This window comes from Vibrio coralliilyticus ATCC BAA-450 (assembly GCF_000176135.1).
Taxonomy (GTDB): Bacteria; Pseudomonadota; Gammaproteobacteria; order Enterobacterales; family Vibrionaceae; genus Vibrio; species Vibrio coralliilyticus.
In genome coordinates this window covers 670,577-695,465 of the sequence record NZ_ACZN01000017.1, presented here as the reverse complement: position 1 = coordinate 695,465, position 24,889 = coordinate 670,577, and the positions used below count along the sequence as shown (strand labels likewise).

The following is a 24,889-nucleotide window of genomic DNA, read 5'->3' as shown; positions in this document are numbered from 1 at the left end:
ATGAAAATACAATCGTTACTTTTGCCTGTTTTGCTTGCCCTGAGTGGCTGTGCTTCTGATCAAATAGCGCGTCAGCCTGCCATAGATGTGGTCTCCGTAACTAATAAGCTTACTCTTGCGGTCGAAAAGCAGTCGCTAACTCCGCAGCAGCAACAAGATATCCGTTCGTTCATCGTTCAGCGCGGAAACCCTTATAGCCTAAGAGTGAAATTGGTGAGCTATTCACCTAAAGGGCAGTCTCAGATTAAGCCTATTTCAAACCTATTGCTCGGACAGGGCCTCGCCAAGCACCAGATCATGACGGAACGTGCGACCGGAACTCAATCTGGTGATGTGCAGGTCATCGTTGAGTCGTTTCGTGCCAAAGTGCCTGGATGTGGCACTGACAAATCACAGCCGGTCATCTTCAACCAATATAAAACGCATCAGGCATACGGGTGCAGTAATGCTGCGGCTTTAGCGCAAATGGTCGCTAACCCGAAGGATTTGGTTGTGGGTGAAAAGCTCGGTCCAACGAATGGGGCAAAAGCCGTTGCAGCCATTGATGCTTATGTTGCTCCAGCAAGCACCAATGAAAATAGTCAAGACAACGGCTCGGTGATTTCGATTAGTACGGGGGGTAACTAATGATGAAAAATCAGAACCTTTCAGTATTGGTGGCAAGCTCTCCGGCGCTGGACAGCTACCATCTAAGCCTTGCATTTGCAGAGCAAGGGATCACTCAGCTTACTCAGGTTTCTCTAGAGCGTGAGCAGATCATCAAGCAGGCACTGATCAATAACCACAGCGTCATTGCGCTAGATGTGATTGGTTTGTCAATTGAAGATGCTCAAAGTCTTGTGAGTAATCTAGTTCATCGTACAGGCTGCAAGGTCATCGCAATTGGTGATGATGAGAAGATCGCTTACTACCGCAGTTTGCTATCGGCTGGAGCTCTCGAATATCTGGTGAATCCTATTGCACCGGATGCGTTCGCGTCTCTCGATTTTGGTCACCATCACAATGGAAACCAAAGGGGTAAACGTATCTCTGTAGTAGGTACTAAAGGTGGCGTTGGCACTTCCACTGTCGTTGCGAATCTCGCACGAATGATGAACAGCCGTGGCCAGTCGACAGCAGTGGCTGACCTTGATTTTGCCTCAGGGGATCTGGACTTGCACTTCGATGTTCAAGGGAATACCGCTTTGGTTGAAATGCTGCAGTATCCAGAGCGCCTTGAGCCAGTAGTCTTTGAACGAAGTGGCATTACGGTTCAGCCAGACTTAACCTTGTTCACGGGCTATTTACCTTTGGATACAGACCCGTTTTGGCCGGACAAAAACGCGTTAGAACATTTCAGTAAATACTGCCTGGAGCACGCCGATAATCTCATCTTTGATATTCCCTCGTTCTCTCTGAGAGATCAGGTCGGTATGAGCGTGCTAAAAAGTGCAGATGTGCGCGTTATCGTCGTTGAGCCAACCTTGTCGTCAATTCGTAACGCTGGGCAAATCTTTAGCTTCCTTTCTGCTGGGGCAGAAGCTGGTCTCGCTAAGGAAAACCTCTTAGTCGTCAATCGCACCAAATCGAACAAAGCTTCCTTAATTGCATTGAATGATGTTCACCGTGCACTGGGTGTTGATATTGATGTTTCAGTGCCTTTTGCACCGAATCACTTCTTAGCTAAAGAGTCGTTGGGGCAGTCTGCCATCAGAGGGAATCGCAAGGTCAGCCAAGCGTTTTCTGACTTAGCGGATAAAGTTGAAGGCACACCGCAATCACGCTCATTCAGATTCTGGAAACGAGGGGCGTAATGTTTAAGTCGACAAGAGCGAAAGAGCCATTAGCGGTAAACCACGCACACAGTGCCGTAGCAGCGCAATCGGATCCTATTCGTGAACATTATCACCTGATCCACTCTCAGGTGGTGAATGCGATTGAAGCCAGTGTTGTCATCAAACTCAGCCCTCAGGAATTAGAAGCGAGGATTTTACTGCTGGTGACGGATGTGGTTGCGACTCATCAGCTACCACTGGGCAATCGTGAAGTCGCGCTAGTGGTCAAACAGCTGGTGGATGAGCTATTGGGTTTGGGGCCGCTGCAACCATTGATCGATGATCCCATGGTAAGTGACATCATGGTGAATGGCCCCAATGAGGTTTACATCGAGAAATTGGGTAAATTGCAAAAGACGTCGGTCGAGTTTCGCAGTGAAGAGCAGTTGCTCAACCTAGCTCGTCGAATCGTCAGCAAAGTAGGTCGTCGAATTGATGAAAGCTCTCCACTGGTTGATGCGCGTTTAGAAGATGGCAGCAGGGTCAATGTCATGATCCCTCCGCTTGCATTGGATGGCACGTGTATTTCAATTCGTAAATTCAATCAGGAAAAACTGTCTCTCAATCAGATGGCGCAAAATGGCGCCATGTCAGACAGTATGGTGCGCTTACTGGACATCATTGTTCGTTGTCGGTTGAACGTTTTGATTGCGGGTGGAACCGGTGCAGGTAAAACGACGCTGCTCAATGCGATGTCATTCAGTATTTCGCCTCATGAGCGGATTATCACCATTGAAGATGCCGCAGAGCTTCAGCTTCAACAGCCGCACGTGGTTCGAGCTGAAACCAGACCTGCAAACGCAGAAGGGCTCGCTGCTGTCAGTCAACGAGAGTTGGTTAAGAATGCGCTAAGGATGCGCCCTGATCGTATCATCCTTGGAGAGGTGCGTGGTGACGAAGCCTTTGAAATGATGCAGGCTATGAACACTGGCCACGAAGGTTCTTTATCGACCTTACACGCGAATTCTTCGTTAGATGCATTGGTTCGAATTGAAAACATGCTGATGATGGCGCAATCCACCTTGCCATTGTTTGCATTGCGTCGACAAGTGGCTGATACGATTGATGTGGTGGTTCAGGTAGAGAGAATGCGTGATGGCAAGCGTCGTGTCGTCGCTATCACAGAGGTTATCGGTTTGGAAGGCGAGCAGTATGTCACCAACGATCTCTACCGCTTTGAGGTTCAGGGCGAAGATCATCAGGGTCAACTGCTGGGCAAGTACATGAGTGCCAGAAGCTTGCCTGCTTTTGCATCCAAAGCGCAATATTACCAACTTGACAGCCAATTACGTTCGGCCATGGAGCTCAACTTATGATCCTTGCTCTGGTCGTGATTTGGTGCCTGACCGTAGCGTTTTCCCTTCATTACTACAGCCAGCGTCGTAATGTGAAGCGACGCTTGTCGAAGTATACCCCTGAGGCGGGTACGAGTCATTTGAGCTCGATTGTTAAATCGCGCCAGTCTGGCGGGAGAGTGCGCGAGTTCTTGTATCGTACTGACGCCTTGTTGCCACGTCAGGACAAGCTACTGCTTGCTTTATCAGCATTCGCTTTACCGCTTGGCACGATATTCTGGCTGCAAGCGCTGGCATGGTATTGGCAAACCGCTGTTGTTTTAGTGTGTTTTGGTGTCTTGTTCTGCGCGCTGTTTGTTGTGCGTCGTAAAAAGCAAATTGAAGAGTTTGATACCAATATCGTTCAGGTGTTGGGGCTTGTTAGTCGTGCGGTGTCCGCCGGCCTTTCTGTTCCTCAAGCCATCGAACAAGTGGCGAATTCTCAAACAGGGTTATTGGGGCGGGAATTTGCGCTTATTACAGACAATTTGGCGTTAGGTATTTCACTGCGTCAAACACTTGATGAAGCCTGTACTCGCCTTCCTTACCGTACTTTTCGTTATTTTTCCGTCGCTCTGATTCTTAATCAGAGTAACGGAGGCCAGTTGAGGGAGATCCTCCACAATCTGAGCCGCACCATGCATGACAATCGAGCCATGCTCAAGAAGGTAAAAAGTATGACCGCGGAACCGAGAATGACGGCAAAATTTCTTTCGCTGCTGCCATTGATACTGGTGGCCGTTGTTGCGTGGATTGATGTGTCGTTGTTCGAGTTACTGGTCTACACCGAAAGTGGTCAGTCGATTCTGATTTACTGTGCAGCCAGCATTGCTTTTGGCGGTTTCACGCTCCATTCGCTGACTAAAAATAGGAAGTTCTCATGATATCTATGATTGCGACCTTGCTGATTGTGGTGGGCGTCATTAGTTCCGTGGTTTGCTTTCAGCTTGCACGTCAGCAGGACGTCATCCATCGCCGCTTGAAACAGGTCAGTATTTCGACACTGCACACTCGCTCACTAGGCGAAAAATGGCGATGGAAGTCGAACCCAGCTCGTCAAAAACAACTGGCATTAATTGGCTTTAGCCAAAATCATGCAGAAACCCAGTTTGTATTGATTCGCTTTGTCTTGATGCTTTGCGGCGCTGGCTTGTGGCATTTTAGCCGCTCTTTAGGCTGGTCAGCGGCGGATATTGCTCAGGATATAGCTGTGGCAATCGCATGCGGTATTGCGGTTGATCGACTGCTCGAATGGCGCGTTAACCAGATTCGTCAGGAAATCTCCAAAGTGGCACCCGATGCACTCGATCTTATGGTGGTCTGCGTCGCTTCTGGGCTGACATTGGAAAACACTTTCCGTGTTGTTGGTGAAGAAATGACGTCAGTTTCTCCGGCTTTAGCCCGAGAATGGGCACTGACCGCAACGGAAATGTCGGTGCTGGATTCTCCGCAGCAAGCTTTGCAGAATCTGGATCAGAGATTGGAATTGCCAGATATCAACAACATGGTTGTGACTATGTCTCAAGCACTTCAGTTTGGTACGCCTCTCTCGCAGGCATTGAGCCTGATTGCGTCTGATAGTCGTCAATACCAGTTGCTCGATCTCGAAGAGTGGGTAGGAAAAATTCCAGCCAAAATGTCTTTCCCACTTGTGGTGTTCATCATGCTTCCAGTCGTGGTCATGATTGTCGCCCCTGTTGTTCTCAGTCTGTTTAATACCTTGGACACACTATGATTAAACCATTCATTTCTGCCTGCTTTTGTCTATTGGTTCTTGGTTGCCAGTCCACAGACAATCAGGTTGAACAATCCGATTTTCAGCTGGCTGAAACCGCACTGACAAATGGTCATGCGGACAATGCGCTTAGTATTTATAAGCAGAAACTGGAAGTGACTCCAGATGATCCCCAGCTTTTGTTTCTGGCGGGGAGTGCCAGTAATCAAGCCGCTCGTTACGATGAGGCGCTGCATTATCTCAAAAAGGGCAGTGCACTTAAGCCCTCCCCACAGTTTGATCGTGAATTAGGTCGCGCGCACTTAGCATTGGGAAATGTACGTTTAGCGACGGAATCACTGCGCAGAGCGGTGGAAGGAAACGAGAAAGACGAAGTGGCGCTAAACAGTCTTGGTGTGAGTTACTCACTGCAAAAAAACTATACGGATGCTCGTGATGCATTTCAGCAGGCGATTAACATCAGGCCGGACAGTTTAGAGTACCGAAACAACCTCGCGCTGAGCTGGATGCTAGATGGTCAGCCAGGTCAAAGTATTCGGATTCTTTACCCAATTTACCAACGCGGAGAAGCGACAACTAAGCTGCGGCTTAATCTAGCATTATCTTATGCGTTGCAAGGTGAGGTCGATGCTGCACGAACGATCGCGATGGGCGATCTGACCAAAGCGGAGTTAGAGAACAACTTAGCGTATTACCAGCATCTTGCTGAGCTGGGAGCTAGCGCATGGTGATGAAGCGTCATTCTGGGAGCCAGACGATAGAGTTTGCAATGGTAATTGTTCCCCTGATGATTGTGCTACTGGCGGCATTTGAATTTGCTCGCCTGATGTGGGTCACCATGATCTTTGAATCTGCCGTCAATGCTGCGGTTAGGGATGTAAGAACGCTGCCACCTTCCACGACTTTAGACAGTCGAATCCGCGATCGCATCGCCTCGTTTCCATTGCTCGATCTAGAGAAGATCGACATTGACCCTCCACGTTATAGCGATAGCGTTCAATCTTTAGCTTTGGGGAGAACGACCACTTCTCTGACTGCGGTGATGGCCGAGTACCACATTCGATACCGTTTTACCTTTTTATTGGTACCAGCCCTGTCTGAAACGTTTCCTTCAGTGGCGTCTTTAAGCCGAACCGTATTGGTGAGTCATGATGCGTAGTGTTTCAAAGCAAAATGGCGCAACCGTGATCGAGTTTCCGTTTGTTGTGCTCGGAATTCTAACCATCGTTTTGGGGCTGTTCGCAGTGTACAAGCTGCTCTACCTTCAAAGTCGTGTCGATAGTACGGCATATTCGATGGCGAGCGCTGCTGCAAGAGCGTTAGTGCCACAAGGTAGCGCTAAAGCCTATGACGATGCGAGTGCTAATCAACTGTTGAGTGTTGCACAGCGTTCTTTACCCACAGGTTTTGAAGCAGAGCGTATAGGGCTTGTACTTGAAATTCGAACTGTGACTGCTGGCCGCACTGAGCTCGTCACCCAAAAAGCAGGCAGTGACTGCGAGGTAGAACAAACGATAGATGCTCTTTCTACACTCGCTCCAGTTAGCCGAAGCTCGATCGCCTCGTTACGTGGTAAGACTGCGAGCCTATATCAGGTAACGCTTTGTGTCTCTGAGCCGTTGGAGTCGGATAGTGCCATTTTCAATTGGCTGCCGTTACCGCTTCCAACATCCATGCGCAGCCAAGCTGCCATGATAGGGAGGCGCTACAGTGCTTAAGCAACACACAGGCTCCGTCTCCTTATCCTTCTTAGCTCTGCTGATTCCTTTGGTGGTGCTGTCTGCTGCGACCATCATGATTGGTTTTCAGGTACAACTGAGCAGTCGTGCGATGCAAGCCGTAGACGCGGCTTCCTTGGCGTGTGCATTTGCCGACTACTCCGATCCTAGCGTTAATCAGGCGTATCTGGAGTATTACCAGCCCAACGTAAAACTGGTGAAAAGCGAGATATACAGCGCTTCAGGCTGTGAGCTGAACATGGGGTATCAACTGACGGGGCTTTTCTCATCATTGAAATTTGCACAGGCTTCGTATTCTGCGCAGTCAGGCTCTGTGGAGCAGGCGCACGTCAATCAGTCGGCTAGTGTGACCCCAACGGAAATGACTTTAGTGTTGGACATTTCCAGTTCCATGGCAGGGTCAATCGACACATTAAAGAGCATCCTTACTCGAGCAATAGAACGCATTGAGCAAGACAATGTACAAATCGATGGAAGGCGAGCAATTAGTATCTCTATCGTGCCTTTTTCTGATGGGGTGTCTGCTCGCAATGCCGATTGGTTAGATGACAAAGGCGTCTTTTGTATCGATGGGCTAACCAAAGAATCTGGCGGCTCTGTATTGGTGAATGAAACCGTTCAAAACCTAGACCGAATCCACTCCGAGAAGGCGGTTAGTCACCGTGCACCGGACGAGTTTCTCGCAGACTGCAGTGCCTCAGCCACCCTTGTCCCGCTTACCGACAATATGAGCGAAGTGAAAACAGCAATTAATGCCCTGACTACGACAGGTGGCACCCGCTCGTATCAAGGGGTTATCTGGGGGGCTCGTCAACTGATTCCAAGGTGGCGCCAAGAATGGGGATATAACCCTTATTCGCTCGCACCTAAGCAAAAGCTGATTCTGATGACTGATGGAGTTGATAGTGGTTATGTACTGGATGACCTGATTGACGCTGGCCTTTGTGACCGTTTAGCCAATGAATTTGCTATTGAGCTCAATTTTATTGGTTTCAATGTCCAAGACAGCCGCCTAGCTCAGTTTCAGAGCTGCATCAACGCTGCAAATACAGACGGAATCAAGGGGCAGGTTTTCTCTGCAACCAACACCGAGAAACTCGATGAGTACTTTTCAAAGATATTAGAAGTTCAGTATGACACCACGCTTAACTTCGGACAGAAATAAAACAACAAAATTATGGAGAAAATAATGATTAAACAATTGGTTGTGCTATTCGCCTTATGCGCCTCTTTCTCTGCATCTGCGTTTAAAGAAGGAGACACAATTACAGATTCAGCGTCAACGGGGCTCAAGCTGGATCAAAGCCAGTTAACGATAGTGGATTTCTTTGCGGAGTGGTGTGTTTCATGTCGCCATGAACTGCCTTTGGTTAATCAGCTTTACCGTGAACTAGAAGGGACAGGCGTGACGGTTGTCGGTGTGGATGTCGATGAGGAGGTCGAAGTTGGCCTTGAGTTTCAAAAATCGTTAGGTTTGACCTTTCCTGTCGTCAACGATCCAAAGCAACAGTTGATCGCCGAGTTCAAGCCGATTGGTATGCCAGCGCTCTACTACATCTATCAGGGCCAAGTACTCAAAGTTCGGTTTGGCGCCATCAACGATATCCGTAACGTTATTCTCACTGATCTGGCCGATATGGGAGTGCAGCTATGAAGCCAGTCGTTCTTGTGTTTGCTCTCTGCTTTCCGGCGCTGAGCGTTGCTGCACCCAAAGTGGATTTAAGTCAGTTAGGGAAAAAAACTTCCCATGCTACGGAAACATCTGTCAGTGCTTCCAGCATTGAAGAAGAGGTGATTTCTGGTCAGGTCTACACCAGTGGCAGTTCTGAAATCGGTGCTCGTCGCAACGTTGAATTAGTCAAACCTCAGGCTAAGGATTTAACGCTGAATAAGCCAAAAGCCGTCGCAAATGAAAAGTCAGCACTCGCTTTTGTCGACGAAGCATTGGGTATCGAACCCGTTAAGCCGTGGGAAAAAGGCACGCTGGCTAAGAAAGAGATGAAACCCGGAGGGCCGGTGCCTGAGTTCGACTTATTTTCGGAGAAGGTCTTCTCATACAAGCAAGGTTCAGTGGGTGGCAGTGGCGTCGGTGGCGGCGGCTGTGGTTGTAACTAAATACTAAAAATAAATCAGAATGAAAAAACTACCTTTAACGCTGCTGAGCGCAGCGGCAGTGGCGAATAGTGCGCTAGCAGAAGACCATATCTCTGTTCACTACCTAAATTACGAAGAGTATGACGATAAAGTGGAAGCAGGCGACAGCGTTGTTTCTATCGAAAAGAGTTTTGGTCTTGATTGGACCATCAATCTTGAATTGGGCTACGACACGGTTTCTGGTGCGTCACCATCTTGGGGGCCAACAACTCCAATTGGCAGTGCAGCGGATGCGGTAAACCGTGCGACGAAAACTCAACAAGCTCAAAATATGACGGATCAGGTGATCCGCGCTGGCTACGATCCCCACAGCAGTGGCTACAAAATTCAGAAATATGAGCTGGAAGATACCCGTAAATCGATCAATGGCAGCGCGACTTACCGAGACGAGCTGCGTAACGAGTGGACTTTCGGCGCTAACTTTTCCAAAGAAGAGGATTACCGCAGTATTGGCTTAAATGGTAAAGGGCTAATTTACGCCGACGCACAGAAAAACCGCTCATACAGTTTAGGGTTTTCTACCCTGTTTGATGAAACGATGACGTTTGGCAAATATCAAACCTCGACCAATCCACAATCTTGGGAAGACATCTTTACAGGGAATGTTGAGGCAGGGCTTTCACAAACCTTCTCGCCAAATTACTACATGGTCTTCACCGGCTATGCGGGTTATCGTTCTGGCTATCTTAGCAATCACTATCTGACGGTGTTGCGTGAGGTGGATATTGATGGCGATGGCTCGATTGGTACTGACGAGGTCTTTCTTGGTCAGGATTCACGCCCGGATACTCGTTTGTCAGGTGGCGTGAATATTCAGGCGTTCTGGTCAATGTCCGAAACTCTAGTGGTTCGCCCTCGTTACAAATGGTTCCAGGACGACTGGGGCGTAGCCTCTCATCAGCTTGGCGGCAAGCTTTCTTGGACGGTCAACAGTTGGCTAACGTTAGCTCCGGGTTATTTCTGGTACACCCAAAGCGCCGCCGATTTCTACCGTGATCCTAATGGCAGTGATCCTACGTTTGCTTCATCGGGTTATGCGACCTCTGATTTACGTCTTGGTGATTTTACGGCCAATGCCTATGAATTAGGCGCAAGCTTTAAAGTGCATAAGAAACTGCGTTTCAATCTGCTTGGCGCTTATTACGAGCAGTCCAATGGTTTTGAAGCTCAGTGGTGGGCAGTAGGGGCAACCTATGAGTTTTAATCCGCCGTTTGTTCACCGATTTCAGGCGATGACGGTTCCTTGTGAAGTTCAGTTGTATCACTCAGAGAAAGCCGCAGATATCGTGGCTTTAATTGAGTCTAATACTCTGAGATTAGAGCAGAAATTTAACTTTTATGATTCTCAATCTTGGCTCAATCAGCAAGTGAATCAACGTCAGTCATCATCTGTGGCCTTGGATGATGAAAGCTACGCTGTATTTGAAGTTTTGAAGCGTTTGGTTGATGGCACGAAAGGTGTTTTTGACCCTACGGTCGGTACTGTGAAGTCAATGATGGCCAGCACGCCTCAATTGGACAGAAGTGCGGCTTATGAAGGTGCTAAGGCGTTTATGGGCGTTGATGCTTGGTCTCTATCAGATAAAACGCTCTCTATCCCCCACGCAGAGACTCAATTTGACTTGGGTGGAGTGATTAAAGAGTTTGCGGTCGATCAGGCGGTGATGATCGCAGAGAAATTTGGTGTTTCTTCTGCGCTGGTGAATTTTGGTGGAGACATTCGAGCGCTTGGCACTAAGCCAGACGGTGCACCTTTCAATGTGGCGGTGCTCAATCCGAAGAATAAGCATGAGCCATTTTTCTCATTGCCACTGGCTAATGCCGCATTGACGACCTCAGCTCATTACGAGCGAAGCTTCCAATTTGGTGATGAGGAAAGCTCACACATATTGTCGCAACGTGGAACACATCCTCAAGTGCTCTCTGTCAGCGTCTTAGCTCCAACGACACTGGAAGCCGGCGCCCTCAGTACGGCATTGACATTAGAGCCGACTTTACCAGTCCCTGAACAAGTCGGTGTTGTATTTATTGACGATCAATTAGCTATTCATCAAGACACGGAGTTTGTAGCGTGATCAGAATTTTCATCCTGCCATTATTACTGTTTATCTCTGCCTTTACGTTCGCGCAGGATCCTGACTTTTTGCCTGTCGAAGAGGCATTTCCTTATCAATGGTCGGTCAGTGAACAAGGTGTGCAGATCCATTTCGCGACTCAGCCTGAATATTATCTCTATAAAGGCCGATTTAAGTTTTCAGCAGATAGCGGCGTTGAGTTGACTGACCCTCAATTTTCTTCACCGGGCAAACAGAAACAAGACAAGTACTTTGGCGAAGTCGTCGTTTTCGATAAGCCAGTAACCGTGCTGGTACCTTATGGTGGCGAAGGTCAACTAAAGGTTCGTTATCAAGGTTGCTCAGAAAAAGGTCTGTGTTACTTACCTCAGACGATCAAACTCGACTTGCCCGCCAATACACTGAATGACAGCAGCTCCTCTATTTGGGATAAAGTTGGCGGTTTGGCGGAAGACACGGCGGGCCTGTCTGAGCTCTTAGGCAGCGCGTCCAAAACTCAGGCTCTCCTCATCTTTTTCCTACTTGGTTTAGGGCTGTCACTGACACCTTGTGTGTTGCCCATGGTGCCTATTTTGTCGAGCATCATTGGTGGTGACGCAAAAATGACAGGCCGAAAAGGTCTAGTTTTGTCAACGTCCTATGTGTTGGGTATGGCTTCCAGTTATGCGCTAACGGGGATCTTAGTCACGACGCTGGCTAAAGGTGTTAACCTGCAAGCGGCGATGCAGCAACCTTGGTTGCTATCGATATTTGCGGTGGTGTTTGTCTTGCTTGCTTTAGCGATGTTTGGCTTTTACGAGCTGCAATTGCCTGCATCCATTCAACAGAAACTAAATGCAAGCTCAGACAAACTAGGCGGCGGCAAAGTGGCAAGCGTATTTGTGATGGGCGCTGTGTCTGCGTTAGTGGTTTCACCTTGTGTGAGTGCGCCATTGGCTGGGGCGTTACTCTATGTTTCCACCACGCAAGATTGGGTATTAGGTGGCGTAACCCTGTTTGTGATGGCATTAGGTATGGGTGTGCCACTGATTCTGATTGGCATGAGTGGCGGTAAATTGCTCCCCAAAAGCGGCCCTTGGATGATTGCCGTGAAGCAACTGTTCGGTGTGTTGTTGCTGGCGGTCGCGATTGTGTTGTTGAGCCGTTTTATTCCGGATTGGTTGACGATGCTCTTATGGGCGGTGCTTGCCATTGGAAGCGGTATTCATTTTGGCGCGCTGGATTCAGCGCAACCAGGTTGGGCGAGGACCCGTAAACTGGCCGCATTTATGTCTCTGTTCTACGGGTTGATCTTATTTGTCGGCATGTTGACAGGCTCAAATGATCCTCTTAAACCACTTAATGTTGCACAGACTACATCAGACCAACCAGTCGCGGTTTTACCATTTGAGAAAGTCAGCTCTGTTGAAGTCTTGGATCAACAATTAATACTCGCGAAGCAGCAAGGTAAACCGGTACTGATTGACCTTTATGCCGACTGGTGTGTCTCGTGTAAGGTCATTGAGAAAGAAGTGTTTGGTCATGAATCTGTACACAAGCACTTTGCTGACTGGAATACGATCAAGTTTGATGTCACCGAGAGTACCCCTGAGCAGATGGCGTGGCTGGCAGAGCGTAATGTGTTTGGCCCACCGGCGGTATTTTTCTTTGATACCAAAGGTGCTGAAATCGCTCAGCAGAGAATTGTCGGAGCCACAGGGCTTGAGCATTTTCAATCTGTGATGACCCAATTGCAGTAATTAACAGAAGGCGACATTTATGTCGCCTTTATCTTAGGCACGTTAGGAGTGTGCTGGCCAAGACATTGGTGTCGAATCTGGCTACTATACTTATGAGCAAAGAATAACCAATCAGGCAATGATGGCACATGGAAGGCGTCGTAGATCTTAATCGTTGGCAAAAAGAACACATCAGAACGCAGCAAGAGTTACTTCATCTCTATGCTGAAGTCCGGGCTTTTTATTTAAGTGAGCCATATTCTGGCTATAACGTTCGGATGAAAAGGCTAAAGATCCTCAAGCAAGCTTTACTTGAACACAAGGAAGAGTTGGTTGAGGCTCTGCAAAAGGACTATGGTGCACGCAGCCGCTTCGACAGCATGATTTGCGATATCCTACCCGCGGTCTCTCACATCAATTACACCATCAAGTATCTAAAAAAGTGGATGAAACCAAGTCGACGTAAAGCGGGCTTGTTGCTGTCTCCTTCTTCAATCACAGTCGAGTATCAACCGCTAGGTGTGGTCGGAGTTATTGTCCCTTGGAACTTTCCAATAGTGCTGAGCATTGCACCTATCGTGACGGCGATTGCGGCGGGAAACCGAGTCATGGTTAAGCTGAGTGAGCATACCCATCATACCAATCAGGTACTCAGCCAGATCTTGTCTTGCTTAGACCGACACATTTACCCAATTGAGGGCGAAGCGGATATCGCCAGCTATTTTTCTCAGCTCCCCTTTGATCATCTTATCTTTACGGGGTCGACGCCAGTAGGGAGGCTAGTCGCTCAGGCTGCGGCGAAAAACCTTACCCCTGTGACGTTGGAGCTCGGCGGTAAATCACCTGTCGTGATTGATAATGACATTGATCTTCGCGCAGCGGTTGATGCCGTGTTACTTGGCAAATCAGTCAATGCCGGGCAAATTTGTGTTGCACCAGACTATGTTCTGCTGCCCCAAGGAAAAGAGCTGTTATTCATCAACCTGTATCTGAAACGTTATAAGGCACTGTATATAGAAGGCGATAAAGCGCCAACGGTAACCCACATCATCAACGAACGGCAGTATGACCGCCTTCACGCGATGTTAGCGGACGCAAAAGACCATGGTGCCGGCATTTATACCATTGAGGACGTGATGTTGGATGGGCGTCAGATGCTGCCGCATTTGATTACGGGGGTTACAGAAAATATGCAGGTGATGCAGGAAGAGATATTCGGCCCACTGCTACCCGTGATTGGCTATCGTCATCTGAATGAGGCGCTCAATTACATTAACGTTAAACCACGACCGCTGGCTTTATATCTGATGTCGACAGATCGCATCCTGCAGAGACAAATCATCGAGCAGACCCACAGTGGCGGTGTTGCGATTAACGATACTCTGTTACATGTGGCGGCTGAAGATGCACCGTTTGGCGGGATAGGGGAGTCTGGTATTGGTCATTATCATGGCTTCGAAGGTTTTCAGACTTTCTCTAAAGCAAAAACCGTTTTAAGCTCCCCAGCTTGGCTGCCAAGGAGCCGAATTCTTTTGCGCTTTAGGAACTTGGCGGAAAAAGTCTTAGGCCGACTATTTATCCGCTAAGCGAGTATCGAAGTAGTGCTTCACAAAGCTGATGAACTCTCGTAGCCGCTTAGGCTGAAAACGATCTTTATGATAGATGGCCGAAAAATCGACGCTCGGAATTCCCCAGTGGTCAAATACTTCGACCAGTTCTCCTTGTGCTAATTCTTCTTCACAGTAAATCATCGGCACACGTATGATGCCGTTGCCATTGAGCGCGCCTTTTACCAACACACGGCCATTTTTGCACTGCATGTGGCCATTGACTAACACATCGTAGTGTTGCGGATCCGCTTTACTCTCAAAGCTCCACCTTTTGACTGAGCCAGTTAAGCAATGATGCTGAGTGAGCTCTTTAGGGTGATTAGGTTGACCATATCGTTTTAGGTAGCTAGGGCTGGCTAGAGTGCCCATTTTGATATCAAGCAGCTTTCGGGCGACGAATCCTGAGTCTTCAAGTTTGCCCATGCGAAAGGCAATATCGAAGTCATCTTCAATCAAATCCACTCGATGACTGCTGAAGTCTAGATTGATGCTGACATCGGGGTGCACATGCATAAACTCCGTCGCAATTTGAGCAATTAGATCCTCCCCGAGATAGCCGCCCACGCAATTGATCTTTATTTCGCCTTGTACCTTTTCTACGTCATCCACTGCCGCTAATAACGCCTGATCAATATTGTGTAGTGCTTTCTCACATTGCTGGTAAAAGGCTTTCCCTGCTTCAGTGAGCTTGAGCGTGCGGGTGGTTCGGATCAGTAATGTCACGCCCATTTGATTTTCAAGGCTGCTTATCTGGCGTGATACGTGAGAGCGCGACACATCCAGCGCTTCTGCAGCTTTAGTAAAGTTCCCCAATTGTGCGATGAGGACAAAAGAGCGGATGTCAGCGAGATTAATCTGGTTGAGCACAGTAGATATCCAATCAAATCTAATTCTATTTATTGTTGCACTACAGCAACAGTGTTTCAACTAGAGTGATATATATCAACAAAAACGATTTACGTAATATACCTCCATCGCAGCGAAACAGAGCTGCTACTGAACAACTACAGAGGAAATAAAGATGAAAAAACTAATCGTAATCACAGGTGCAAGTTCTGGTATTGGTGAAGCAATTGCTCGTCGTCTAAGCAACGAAGGTCATCCTCTGCTTCTGCTTGCTCGTCGTGTTGAGCGTCTTGAAGCACTAGATCTGCCAAACACTTTATGTGAAAAAGTGGATGTGACAGACAAAGCCTCATTTGAAGCAGCGATTGCAAAAGCAGAGGCGCAATTTGGCCCGGTTGATGGCCTAGTAAACAACGCTGGCGTTATGTTGTTAGGTCAGATTGATACTCAAGACGCGACTGAATGGAAACGCATGTTTGATGTCAACGTACTTGGTCTACTGAACGGTATGCAATCTGTATTGGCACCTATGATGGAGCGAAACAGCGGCACGATTATCAATGTCAGCTCTATCGCGGGTAAGAAAACCTTCCCTAATCATGCAGCATACTGCGGTACTAAATTTGCCGTTCACGCCATCTCTGAAAATGTACGTGAAGAAGTGGCTGCGTCAAACGTACGTGTAACAACGATTGCTCCGGGTGCGGTAGAGACTGAACTGTTGTCTCACACGACTTCTCAGGAAATCAAAGATGGCTACGACGACTGGAAAGTGGACATGGGTGGTGTATTGGCAGCAGATGATGTAGCTCGTGCGGTCGAGTTTGCTTACAGCCAACCTCAAAACGTGTGTATTCGTGAGATTGCGCTAGCGCCAACTAAGCAACAGCCATAATCACTTTATGATTTTAATTAGGTCAGCGAATGCTGGCCTTTTTTACTTTGCTAGTGGTATTTAGTGAGGTAAAAACGCCGACCCTTGGGTCGGCGCTTGTTATTCTAAACTTTAAAAAAGCCTAGCTGCTGTTTTTGTTTTTCAGCCAGAGTAGACAACTCATGACTGGCTGCAGCGGCTTGGGTAATCCCAGTTACGTTTTGGCTCACCAGTTCATAGATGTTACTTAGGTTGTTATTGACGTCGGATGTGACTTGGCCTTGTTCCTCAGACGCGACGGCGACCTGAGCGTTGATGCTAGTCAATTCTGAAATTGATGCACTGATGTGACCGAGTGCCTCACTCACTTTGGCCGCTTGAGTTTGGTTTTGTTCGATCATTTCAAGGCTTGAGTTCATGCTGTCATTTGCAACACCAGACTGGCGCTGAAGATCTTCAATGATCACCTGAATCTCTTTTGTCGACTCCTGAGTTCGAGCTGCAAGCATTCTTACTTCATCTGCAACAACGGCAAAACCACGCCCGCTTTCCCCTGCGCGAGCCGCTTCAATCGCGGCATTCAGTGCGAGTAAGTTGGTTTGCTCTGATATGCTTTCTATCACTTCAATGACCTTGCCAATTTGCTCCGACTGCTCTTTTAACGAGTTAACCACCCCAGCGGCTTGAGAAAGATGCTGAGCCATCTTTTCACTGGCGCGGGTATTTTGTTCAAATGTTTCTAAGCTTTCTCGCGCCAGTTTATCCGCATTAATGGAAGCGGAATCTGCGCTGTTAGCATTCTGAGTGACTTCCGTGGCGGTGCTTTCCATTTGATTAATCGCGGAGGCGACTTGCTCGACTTCATTTTTCTCTTGATCAGAGTTGGTGCTTGACTGAGTCATGACTGCTGCTAATTCAGTGGAAGCGGATGCAACATCAACACTGATTCGAACCAGTGAGTCGACCGTATTCTGTAGCTGTCCCACTGTGCTATTGAAATCGCGAGATAGGGCTGAGATTTCATTGTTGCCTTCTTCTTTTACGGAAACCAACAAGTTGCCCTGTGCGAGCTCTTTCATTGCTTGCTGTAATTTCTTAATCGGTGTCACTATGATACCCGCCAGCATCCAGCTGATGGCTAGCGCTGCAGACAGAACCAATAAAAGACCGACAATACCGCTGTTCATCACATTGGAGTGGATGGCCTCGTTAGCATGCACTTCATCAAGCGCCAATGTGTTGAGCTTTTTCGATAGCCTATCGATTGCCTGAACCATTTGGTTGCCTGCAGTGCGATAGTCGCCTGCCGCGCGATCATATTTTGCCTCAAACCCTGCTGGTGGGTTGTCGCTGCCGTGGCGCACCTTGAGCAAAGGGATCATCACATTGATGGAGTAGTTCACGTAATGGTCGATAGCGGTGTTCATATCAGCAATTTCTTGCTCCAAGCCTTCTACTGTACTGAGAGACTGGAGTAACTGACGGTTTGCCTGCTGTTTGCTTTGCAAATGTGTCGCCAGCTGCTTTACATCTTCAGCGCGAAAAAGGCTGTAGATGGCTTTGATTCGCATGCCATAAGTGTTATCGATGATCTGAGTCAGTTCATCTTTATGATTAACGAGGTTTTCTGTTGAGACGGTAACTTGATTGAAAGCATTTTTAAGACTGGTTGTGCTGTAACTTATCCCGACCACTAGTAGTAGCAATGTGAATATGACAGGAACCACTACCTGGAGCTTAATGGAAAGCCCACTAAGTAATTGGCGCATGAATTGTCCTCTTCTATATTGTTAGTGAGTTGTATGTTGTTATTTTTATAATTAGGAGGAATGATTCTAATTTGTCTCAGATATAATTCAATCTGGAAAATGATGATTTTATAAAATTATCCTTAATAAATTCGAAAATCATTTTCTTTTTAAGTCATAGGGTTATTGCTCTATTGTCGTATTTCGATAGTCGAATCTTACAGCTTGTTACACCATTGTTTGACCTGTCAGTAATTCCCCATCAAAAATTCCTAGCAAATCTCATCTGTCATACAGGCTTCAACGAAGTGAAACACAACTGTCACATTTGAGTCCTAAAGTGAGCACCGTTCAAGTGAAATACAACGGCAATAATGCCAACTAAGGAAATTGTGATGAAAAAGACAGTTATCGGTGCAATCGCACTTCTAGGCGCAATGGCAGTGACTTCAGTTTCTGCTAAAGAAACTATCTCTGCAGTGGGCTCTAGCAGCGTAACTCCACTGATGGAAGTTTTCTCTGAAACATACATGAAGACTAACTCGAACGTATTTATCGAAGTTCAGGGCCCAGGTTCATCTGCTGGTGTTAAAGCAGCGAAAAACGGTTCTGCTGACCTAGGTATGTCTTCTCGTAACCTGAAAGACTCTGAAAAAGAGCCAGCTCTTAAAGAGCTAACTGTTGCATTAGATGGTATTGCAGTAGTTGTTAACCCTAAGAACGACCTAAAAGCACTGACAGCTGAACAAGTAACAGCTATCTACAAAGGCGACATCACTAACTGGAAAGAAGTTGGTGGTGCTGATAAGCCAATCGTAGCAATCACTCGTGACACAGCTTCAGGTACCCGCGGTGCTTTCGAAGACATCATGAAGCTGAAGAAGAAAATCTCTGGTAAAAAAGTGTCAGCTATCTCTCAGCGTGCTCAAGTTGCAAACGGTAATGGTGCTCTAAAAACTATGGTTGCATCTAACCCATACGCAATTGGCTACATCTCTCTAGGTACTGTTGATAACTCAGTAAACGCACTACCTATCGATGGTGTTGAAGCTAATGTAGACAATGTGAAGAACGGTTCTTACAAAGTTGCTCGTCCATTCCTTGTTCTTTACAAAGACGGCCAACCTTCTGCTGAAACTCAGAAATTCCTAGACTGGATGGTTTCTACCGAAGCTCAATCTCTAGTAGACAGCAAAGGCTACATCTCAGTTAACTAATTTTTTAGTAAGACTTCTTAATTGCTCAGCCCACTTTGGGCTGAGCCTTTTCTTGACTTCAAGCGAACATAATTCGTGAGAACGGTAAGAATTTTATGACCATCGCAACAAATAGTGACAAGCTTATGAATACTGAAGCGACTCAAGTTTCTAAGCCTGGTTTACGTGCTCAAAAGCGTGTGGACTGGAAAGAGCGCATTTTCCATGGCTTATTCCTTACCAGTGCTGTAATTGGCATTGTGTCTCTGGCGGTTATCGCCTATTTCATCGTTAAAGAATCTATTCCAGCCTTCCAAGAAGCCGGTGTGACTGGCATCGTGCTTGGTCAGGACTGGTTGCCGCCAGCACTATACGGCGTTGCAACAATGATTGTTGCTTCAATCGTGTCGACGTTTGGTGCGGTTATTGTTGGCGTTCCTGTTGGTGTTCTGACGGCGATTTTTATTGCTGAAATCGCACCGAAGCGCTTAGCGGATGTTATTCGTCCAGCCGTTGAGTTGTTAGCAGGTATTCCATCAGTGGTTTATGGTTTCTTTGGACTGGTAATCATTGTTCCTTTGATTCAGAACGTCTTTGATGTTCCGGCAGGTAACACGATTCTAGCGGGTATCATTGTACTGGGTGTGATGATTCTTCCGACCGTTATTACGGTTTCAGAAACCTCAATTCGCGCGGTACCTCGTACTTACAAAGAGGGCTCTTTAGCTCTTGGCGCATCCAAAATCTTTACCATCTTTAAGTTGCTCGTTCCAGCAGCACGTTCCGGCATTATGACGGGTGTTATTCTCGGTATCGGTCGAGCTCTGGGTGAGACGATGGCAATCATCATGGTAATGGGTAATGCCCCTGCGATGCCACAAGGCATACTAGACTCGGCTCGTACCCTAACCGCTAACATCGCCATTGAAATGTCTTACGCAAGCGGTGTTCACGCCAATGCACTCTACGCAACAGGTGTTGTTCTACTGGTGTTTATCATGATGCTTAACGCAGCATTGCTTTATTTGAATCGCGAGAAAGCGAAGTAAAGCGGGTTAAAGGTGACTATTATGGATCGCGCAAAACTTAAAAAAGCACGCCAGTTTAAAGACAACATCTTTAACGGCTTTATCTGGGCTGCCGCTGCGCTGACGGTTGGCTTTTTGTTCTGGATTATCTGGTACATTTTGTCGAACGGTTTACAGCACGTAGACTGGAACTTCATTACGGACAACTACACTCGTACTGGCGAAGAACACGGTATCTTTCCAATGATTGTAGCGACGGTTTACATGGTAATCGCATCGATTGCGGTTGCGGCGCCACTGGGCATCATGACGGCAATTTATTTGACTGAATATGCCAAAGTGGGTAGCCGTTTGGTGAAAGTGATTCGATTCTGTACCGAGTCATTGGCGGGTATTCCGTCAATCATCTTCGGTCTATTCGGTATGACTTTCTTCGTGGCAATTCTTGGTCTTGGTTTCTCGATTTTATCGGGTGCGCTAACACTGAGTATTCTGATTCTGCCTGTTATCATCCGTACAACGGAAGAAGCGCTGATGGCTGTACCTCAGACATATCGTGAAGGTTCATATGGCTTAGGCGCTTCAAAAATCTACACTATCTGGCGTTTGATATTGCCTAGTGCAATGCCAGGTATCTTAACCTCGGTCATTCTAAGTATTGGTCGTGTAATTGGTGAATCAGCTCCTGTATTCCTGACAGCGGGCATGGTGGCACGTATTCCTGACTCGCTTCTCGATTCAGGTCGTACGTTGACCGTTCACCTTTATAAGCTGACTACTGAGCTGTTCACTATTGAAGAGTGGAACCAAGCTTATGGTACAGCAACCGTGCTGATTGTCGTTGTTCTCGTTATCAACATGATCACTAAGTTAATTGCAAGTCGTATCAACACAGCAAGCTACTAACAAGCGACATTACTGATTAAGCACTAACACGAATTTTAGATTTAAGAGATTGAGAACATGAACAAATTTGATATTGAAAACCTAGATCTGTTTTACGGCGAAAACCAAGCCCTGAAATCCATTAACCTACCTATTCCTGTACGCCAAGTTACAGCGCTTATCGGCCCTTCAGGCTGTGGTAAGTCTACACTACTTCGTTGCCTTAACCGTATGAATGACCTAATTGAAGGCGTGAAGATTACGGGTAAGTTGGATATGGACGGTACAAACATTTATGGCAACATCGATGTAGCAGACCTGCGTATCAAAGTTGGTATGGTTTTCCAAAAGCCAAACCCATTCCCAATGAGCATTTACGAAAACGTGGCATACGGGTTACGTGCACAGGGCATCAAGGATAAAAAGCACATTGATGACGTAGTCGAGCGCTCTTTACGTGGTGCTGCACTTTGGGATGAAGTCAAAGATCGTTTGAAATCACACGCATTTGGTCTTTCTGGTGGTCAGCAGCAGCGTTTGTGTATCGCTCGTACGATTGCGATGGAACCAGATGTCATCTTGATGGATGAACCAACGTCTGCCCTTGACCCAATTGCGACACACAAAATTGAAGAGTTGATGGAAGAACTCAAGAAAAACTACACAATTGTTATCGTGACTCACTCCATGCAGCAAGCTCGTCGTATCTCAGACCGTACGGCTTTCTTCCTGATGGGAGAGTTGGTGGAGCACGATGACACTCAGGTTATCTTTAGCGAACCAAAAGATGACCGCACTAAGGGATATGTAAATGGTGATTTCGGTTAATCACCTAACCGTTTTACTGGCATTATCACTATAACAATAAGCGATGGTACTTTGCCCCTCTTCGAGAGGGGCTTTTTTATGTCTCGGGGTTGGGACTATTGCTAGTGTCTTTTGAGGCTAAATACGTTGCCGTCACCGCTTTTGGTAGAGAACTTCTTTTGGTACATACTCTGATCGGCAATGGAAATCAGTTGGTTAAGGCTGGTAGCGTCGTGTGGATAGGTTGCAATTCCTAGACTAGTGGAAAGATAGACCTTCTGGTTCTGAATAGTAATACTGTCGTCAAAGCAGCGATTGATGGACTCCGACAGTTGTTTGATGGTGGTTTCATCTGCTGAGTTGGTGAGAACCGCGAATTCATCACCACCAATCCTGAATACGGATAGATTGTGACGACTCATTAGTTCGACCAAACGCGCAGAGACGATCCTCAACGCGAGGTCGCCTGCTTGATGGCCGTGGGAATCATTGATTTTTTTGAAACCGTTGAGATCGAGCAAAATCAGTGAGAATTCAGTGTTCTGTTCGATGTAATCAGTCAGTTGCCTCATGAATGCTAAGCGATTCGCAATCCCTGTCAGAGAGTCAGTCAGGGATGCTTGCTTATGAAATAGCGCTTCCTTGTGGATGATATAGCTGACGACACCAACACAGGCAAAAAGTAGCATCATCAGGACGAATTGCGCATGTGTTATTGTCTGAGCTTGCTTCATTTGAGATTGGTATAGCGGACTCTTAATACGAAAGTTCGTATTTACGTAGTTGATCATCGACATGTATTGATATTCGAAGTCTTTTGCGAGGCTGTGAGCCAGTCCTCGATCTTCAGGTAACCGCTCTATTTTGTGCTCCAAGCTCTTAAATTGCTCAAACAAGGTTTTGAAGTAGCTCTTTGCTCCGGGCAATGCAATAAATGTATCGGCTTCGCGGCTGTTTATTAGTAGATCGAAGCGACTCCAAGTGAGTTCGTATTTTAGTATCGTAAGATCTAAAAACTCGTCATCTTTTTCAGCTAAAGGAGTGATGGCTCTCAGCTCAGAAAATTCTTTTGTTAGTTGAAACAGAAACCACGTAGCTTGGTTTTGCTGTTCACTGTAAGAGTGGGCTAAGTCTCGAGTAGCAGAAAGAAAGTAAAGATTGGCGACGATCAGTATCGCAGAGAGAAAGATCAGTAATACCTTAGCTCTAGATAGAATCTGGTTAAAACTACGAACTCTAGTTGGATTTCTCATCGATATATCTGTGAATCTTTATCTCGTCAATTTGCCACACCATCTGAGAGTGAAAAGCGGTGTTATCAATCTCAGGGTACTTATCTAAATTAAAGACCAGCCAATAAGGGCCTTTATTTCGCACCTTCATTTTCTCGCCATTCATTTTATAGGCAACTATCGGGTCATACTTGAGGATGTTTTCGATCGTGGTACTGGCTGCATAATCATTAAGAGCAATGAATGAAACCGCGAGCGTGTCTTCAACACCAAGCTGCTTGAGCAGGTCAGAGACTCTAAAGCCCGTGAATTGATTGGCATCTGGGTACCATGGAAGCTGGGTTGTGAAGGTGATTGGGGGGTATTGGGAAACCAGTTGGTCATAAACCAAAGTCTTAGGCTGTTGGTTTTCCATGCGGACGACCAACTCTGCACTGAACAGGGGCGTGCTAAACAGAAGCACAAAGGCGATAACAACACCTCTCATAGAACTTCCTTAAATACGGCAGTTAATTAATAAGCATTATGTCACTAAGTATATGTTCAGATATTAGCCATGGAAATTAATTTACCAACTAAGTCGATTTATCTGGCTTAACCACATGAGCTACAGTGTTTAGTCTTTAGCTTGTGACGAAATATGTAAGGTTGGGAGACACTTCCTGAAAGGCAATTGTTACGACGATTTCTATGGAACACGTGGTGGATAGGGAATAAAAAAAGCCCGGCATGTAGCCGGGCTCTAATATGTGTGTAAACAACGAAGATTAAGCGTTCTGCTTTTGCTTCGCTTTACATACTGCTGCAGTGAAGACAACGTCTGTCGAGCTGTTGAGTGCAGTTTCAGCTGAGTCTTGAACTACACCGATGATGAAGCCTACAGCAACAACCTGCATCGCGATTTCATTAGGAATACCAAATAGGCCACAGGCCAATGGGATTAGCAGCAGTGATCCACCTGCAACACCAGAAGCACCACATGCAGAAACAGCAGCAACGATACTCAGAAGTAAGGCGGTCAGAATATCGACTTCAATACCCATTGTATGAACCGCTGCAAGTGTCAATGTGGTGATCGTGATTGCCGCACCAGCCATATTGATAGTTGCACCTAGCGGGATGGAGACAGAATATGTATCTTCATCAAGCTTTAGTTTCTCACACAGTGCCATGTTTACTGGAATATTCGCAGCACTTGAACGTGTGAAGAAGGCTGTTACGCCACTTTCACGTAGACATTGGAATACAAGCGGGTAAGGGTTTTCGCCAGTTTTGACCAAAACAATGATAGGGTTTACGACTAGTGCAATAAACAACATTGAGCTTAGCAGTACACCTAGTAGCTGCGCGTAACCTGCCAAAGCATCGAAACCCGTCGTTGCTAGCGTTGAAGACACCAGACCAAAAATACCAAATGGTGCTAAACGGATAATAAAGCGAACGATTTGAGAGACACCGTGGCTCAAGTCTTCAAATACTGCTTTAGTTGTGCCTGATGCATGGTGAAGTGCAAGGCCCAAACCAATCGCCCATGCCAGAATGCCAATGTAGTTAGCATTCATCAGTGCACTCACTGGGTTATCAACGATTTTGAACAGCAGAGTGTTCATAACTTCGCCGATACCTTGAGGTGGGGTGGCACCTTCAGCACCAGAAACCAGTGTCAATGTGGTCGGGAACATGAAGCTAAGTGCGACTGCGGTTAACGCTGCGGTCAGCGTGCCGAAAAGGTACAGAACCACTATTGGACGCATGTAGGTGTGCTGATTTTTCTTCTGATTAGCGATTGATGCAGCAACCAGAATAAAAACAAGAATAGGGGCGACGGCTTTTAATGCGCCGACAAATAAGCTTCCGAGTAAACCAACACTTTGTGCGTATTCTGGAGATACAGTTGCCAAGCCTACACCGAGGACGATACCGGCTAAGATTTGTAATACCAGATTTCCGCGAGCAAAGCGGGCAAAGATAGAGTTGTGTTGCATAGTTATCCCTGCAATGAATTATTTTATAAACTTCTAGTAATTTCAGTTATTGATAACTGAGTGGGACAATACTAGCGTGTTGATATAATGTGTCTAGAATTAATTGATT

General features: G+C 46.8%; 25 protein-coding genes. 20 read left to right on the top strand and 5 right to left on the bottom strand.

Going from position 1 to position 24,889, the window contains the following annotated elements:
• The 15 genes from VIC_RS18305 to VIC_RS18235 all read left to right on the top strand — a co-directional run bounded on the left by VIC_RS18305 (position 1) and on the right by VIC_RS18235 (position 14,155).
• Positions 1-627, top strand: a complete 627-nt coding sequence (locus VIC_RS18305) for a CpaD family pilus assembly lipoprotein (RefSeq protein ID WP_006961606.1) — start codon at positions 1-3, stop codon at positions 625-627.
• On the top strand, positions 627-1,793 hold the full coding sequence (locus tag VIC_RS18300; RefSeq protein ID WP_006961605.1) for a P-loop NTPase: 1,167 nt from the start codon (positions 627-629) through the stop codon (positions 1,791-1,793). Before VIC_RS18305 ends, VIC_RS18300 begins: the two co-directional genes overlap by 1 nt.
• Positions 1,793-3,130 carry a CpaF family protein gene (locus VIC_RS18295; protein ID WP_006961604.1) on the top strand — a complete coding sequence of 446 codons (1,338 nt, stop codon included), beginning with the start codon at positions 1,793-1,795 and terminating at the stop codon, positions 3,128-3,130. The genes VIC_RS18300 and VIC_RS18295 overlap by 1 nt, the downstream gene beginning before the upstream one ends.
• Positions 3,127-4,032 carry a type II secretion system F family protein gene (locus VIC_RS18290; protein WP_006961603.1) on the top strand — a complete coding sequence of 302 codons (906 nt, stop codon included), beginning with the start codon at positions 3,127-3,129 and terminating at the stop codon, positions 4,030-4,032. Before VIC_RS18295 ends, VIC_RS18290 begins: the two co-directional genes overlap by 4 nt.
• Positions 4,029-4,883, top strand: a complete 855-nt coding sequence (locus VIC_RS18285) for a type II secretion system F family protein (protein WP_006961602.1) — start codon at positions 4,029-4,031, stop codon at positions 4,881-4,883. The genes VIC_RS18290 and VIC_RS18285 overlap by 4 nt, the downstream gene beginning before the upstream one ends.
• Entirely contained in the window at positions 4,880-5,614 is a 735-nt protein-coding gene (locus VIC_RS18280; protein WP_006961601.1) for a tetratricopeptide repeat protein, read from the top strand. The genes VIC_RS18285 and VIC_RS18280 overlap by 4 nt, the downstream gene beginning before the upstream one ends.
• Complete coding sequence (locus VIC_RS18275) at positions 5,608-6,042, top strand: TadE/TadG family type IV pilus assembly protein (RefSeq protein WP_006961600.1); 435 nt, start codon at positions 5,608-5,610, stop codon at positions 6,040-6,042. Before VIC_RS18280 ends, VIC_RS18275 begins: the two co-directional genes overlap by 7 nt.
• Positions 6,032-6,601, top strand: a complete 570-nt coding sequence (gene tadF, locus VIC_RS18270) for a tight adherence pilus pseudopilin TadF (protein ID WP_236612188.1) — start codon at positions 6,032-6,034, stop codon at positions 6,599-6,601. Before VIC_RS18275 ends, tadF begins: the two co-directional genes overlap by 11 nt.
• The gene (locus VIC_RS18265) at positions 6,594-7,787 is read left to right on the top strand and encodes a vWA domain-containing protein (RefSeq protein ID WP_006961598.1); all 1,194 of its coding nucleotides are present in this window, start codon (positions 6,594-6,596) and stop codon (positions 7,785-7,787) included. The genes tadF and VIC_RS18265 overlap by 8 nt, the downstream gene beginning before the upstream one ends.
• A 24-nt stretch (positions 7,788-7,811) precedes the next feature.
• Positions 7,812-8,276: a TlpA family protein disulfide reductase gene (locus tag VIC_RS18260; protein ID WP_006961597.1), complete on the top strand. Its 465-nt coding sequence runs from the start codon at positions 7,812-7,814 to the stop codon at positions 8,274-8,276.
• Positions 8,273-8,737 carry a DUF4266 domain-containing protein gene (locus VIC_RS18255; protein ID WP_006961596.1) on the top strand — a complete coding sequence of 155 codons (465 nt, stop codon included), beginning with the start codon at positions 8,273-8,275 and terminating at the stop codon, positions 8,735-8,737. Before VIC_RS18260 ends, VIC_RS18255 begins: the two co-directional genes overlap by 4 nt.
• 19 nt (positions 8,738-8,756) lie before the next feature.
• Positions 8,757-9,980, top strand: a complete 1,224-nt coding sequence (locus tag VIC_RS18250; RefSeq protein WP_006961595.1) for a DUF3570 domain-containing protein — start codon at positions 8,757-8,759, stop codon at positions 9,978-9,980.
• Positions 9,970-10,851, top strand: coding sequence for an FAD:protein FMN transferase (locus VIC_RS18245; protein WP_006961594.1), 882 nt, complete (start codon positions 9,970-9,972; stop codon positions 10,849-10,851). The genes VIC_RS18250 and VIC_RS18245 overlap by 11 nt, the downstream gene beginning before the upstream one ends.
• Complete coding sequence (gene dsbD, locus VIC_RS18240; protein ID WP_039952267.1) at positions 10,851-12,590, top strand: protein-disulfide reductase DsbD; 1,740 nt, start codon at positions 10,851-10,853, stop codon at positions 12,588-12,590. Before VIC_RS18245 ends, dsbD begins: the two co-directional genes overlap by 1 nt.
• Before the next feature lie 128 nt (positions 12,591-12,718).
• On the top strand, positions 12,719-14,155 hold the full coding sequence (locus tag VIC_RS18235; protein ID WP_006961592.1) for a coniferyl aldehyde dehydrogenase: 1,437 nt from the start codon (positions 12,719-12,721) through the stop codon (positions 14,153-14,155).
• On the opposite strand, the gene VIC_RS18230 is transcribed toward VIC_RS18235, so the two are convergent.
• The gene (locus VIC_RS18230; protein WP_006961591.1) at positions 14,141-15,046 is read right to left on the bottom strand and encodes a LysR family transcriptional regulator; all 906 of its coding nucleotides are present in this window, start codon (positions 15,044-15,046) and stop codon (positions 14,141-14,143) included. The two genes, VIC_RS18235 and VIC_RS18230, sit on opposite strands and share 15 nt — an antisense overlap.
• 154 nt (positions 15,047-15,200) lie before the next feature.
• Here VIC_RS18230 and VIC_RS18225 point away from each other — a divergent pair, with 154 nt between their 5' ends.
• Positions 15,201-15,920, top strand: coding sequence for an SDR family oxidoreductase (locus VIC_RS18225; protein ID WP_006961590.1), 720 nt, complete (start codon positions 15,201-15,203; stop codon positions 15,918-15,920).
• A 104-nt stretch (positions 15,921-16,024) separates the two neighbouring features.
• Here the strand turns inward: VIC_RS18225 and VIC_RS18220 are convergent, their stop codons facing one another.
• Positions 16,025-17,668 carry a methyl-accepting chemotaxis protein gene (locus tag VIC_RS18220; protein WP_039952180.1) on the bottom strand — a complete coding sequence of 548 codons (1,644 nt, stop codon included), beginning with the start codon at positions 17,666-17,668 and terminating at the stop codon, positions 16,025-16,027.
• A gap of 374 nt (positions 17,669-18,042) precedes the next feature.
• Between VIC_RS18220 and VIC_RS18215 the strand changes: the two genes are divergently transcribed.
• From VIC_RS18215 to pstB, 4 genes are all read left to right on the top strand, one after another.
• Positions 18,043-18,864, top strand: a complete 822-nt coding sequence (locus tag VIC_RS18215; RefSeq protein WP_006961588.1) for a phosphate ABC transporter substrate-binding protein — start codon at positions 18,043-18,045, stop codon at positions 18,862-18,864.
• 95 nt (positions 18,865-18,959) lie between these two features.
• On the top strand, positions 18,960-19,892 hold the full coding sequence (gene pstC / locus VIC_RS18210) for a phosphate ABC transporter permease subunit PstC (protein ID WP_006961587.1): 933 nt from the start codon (positions 18,960-18,962) through the stop codon (positions 19,890-19,892).
• Between the two features lie 21 nt (positions 19,893-19,913).
• Entirely contained in the window at positions 19,914-20,777 is an 864-nt protein-coding gene (pstA, locus tag VIC_RS26615; protein WP_006961586.1) for a phosphate ABC transporter permease PstA, read from the top strand.
• A 57-nt stretch (positions 20,778-20,834) separates the two neighbouring features.
• A complete protein-coding gene (gene pstB / locus VIC_RS26610) occupies positions 20,835-21,584 on the top strand; it encodes a phosphate ABC transporter ATP-binding protein PstB (protein ID WP_006961585.1) in 750 nt (249 codons plus the stop codon).
• Positions 21,585-21,685: 101 nt separating this feature from the next.
• Here the strand turns inward: pstB and VIC_RS18195 are convergent, their stop codons facing one another.
• The 3 genes from VIC_RS18195 to sstT form a co-directional block, all read right to left on the bottom strand.
• Positions 21,686-22,816: a GGDEF domain-containing protein gene (locus tag VIC_RS18195; RefSeq protein WP_006961584.1), complete on the bottom strand. Its 1,131-nt coding sequence runs from the start codon at positions 22,814-22,816 to the stop codon at positions 21,686-21,688.
• Entirely contained in the window at positions 22,800-23,282 is a 483-nt protein-coding gene (locus VIC_RS18190; protein WP_006961583.1) for a putative pterin-binding protein, read from the bottom strand. The genes VIC_RS18195 and VIC_RS18190 overlap by 17 nt, the downstream gene beginning before the upstream one ends.
• A gap of 280 nt (positions 23,283-23,562) precedes the next feature.
• Entirely contained in the window at positions 23,563-24,780 is a 1,218-nt protein-coding gene (gene sstT, locus VIC_RS18185; RefSeq protein WP_006961582.1) for a serine/threonine transporter SstT, read from the bottom strand.
• Positions 24,781-24,889 lie beyond the last annotated feature (109 nt).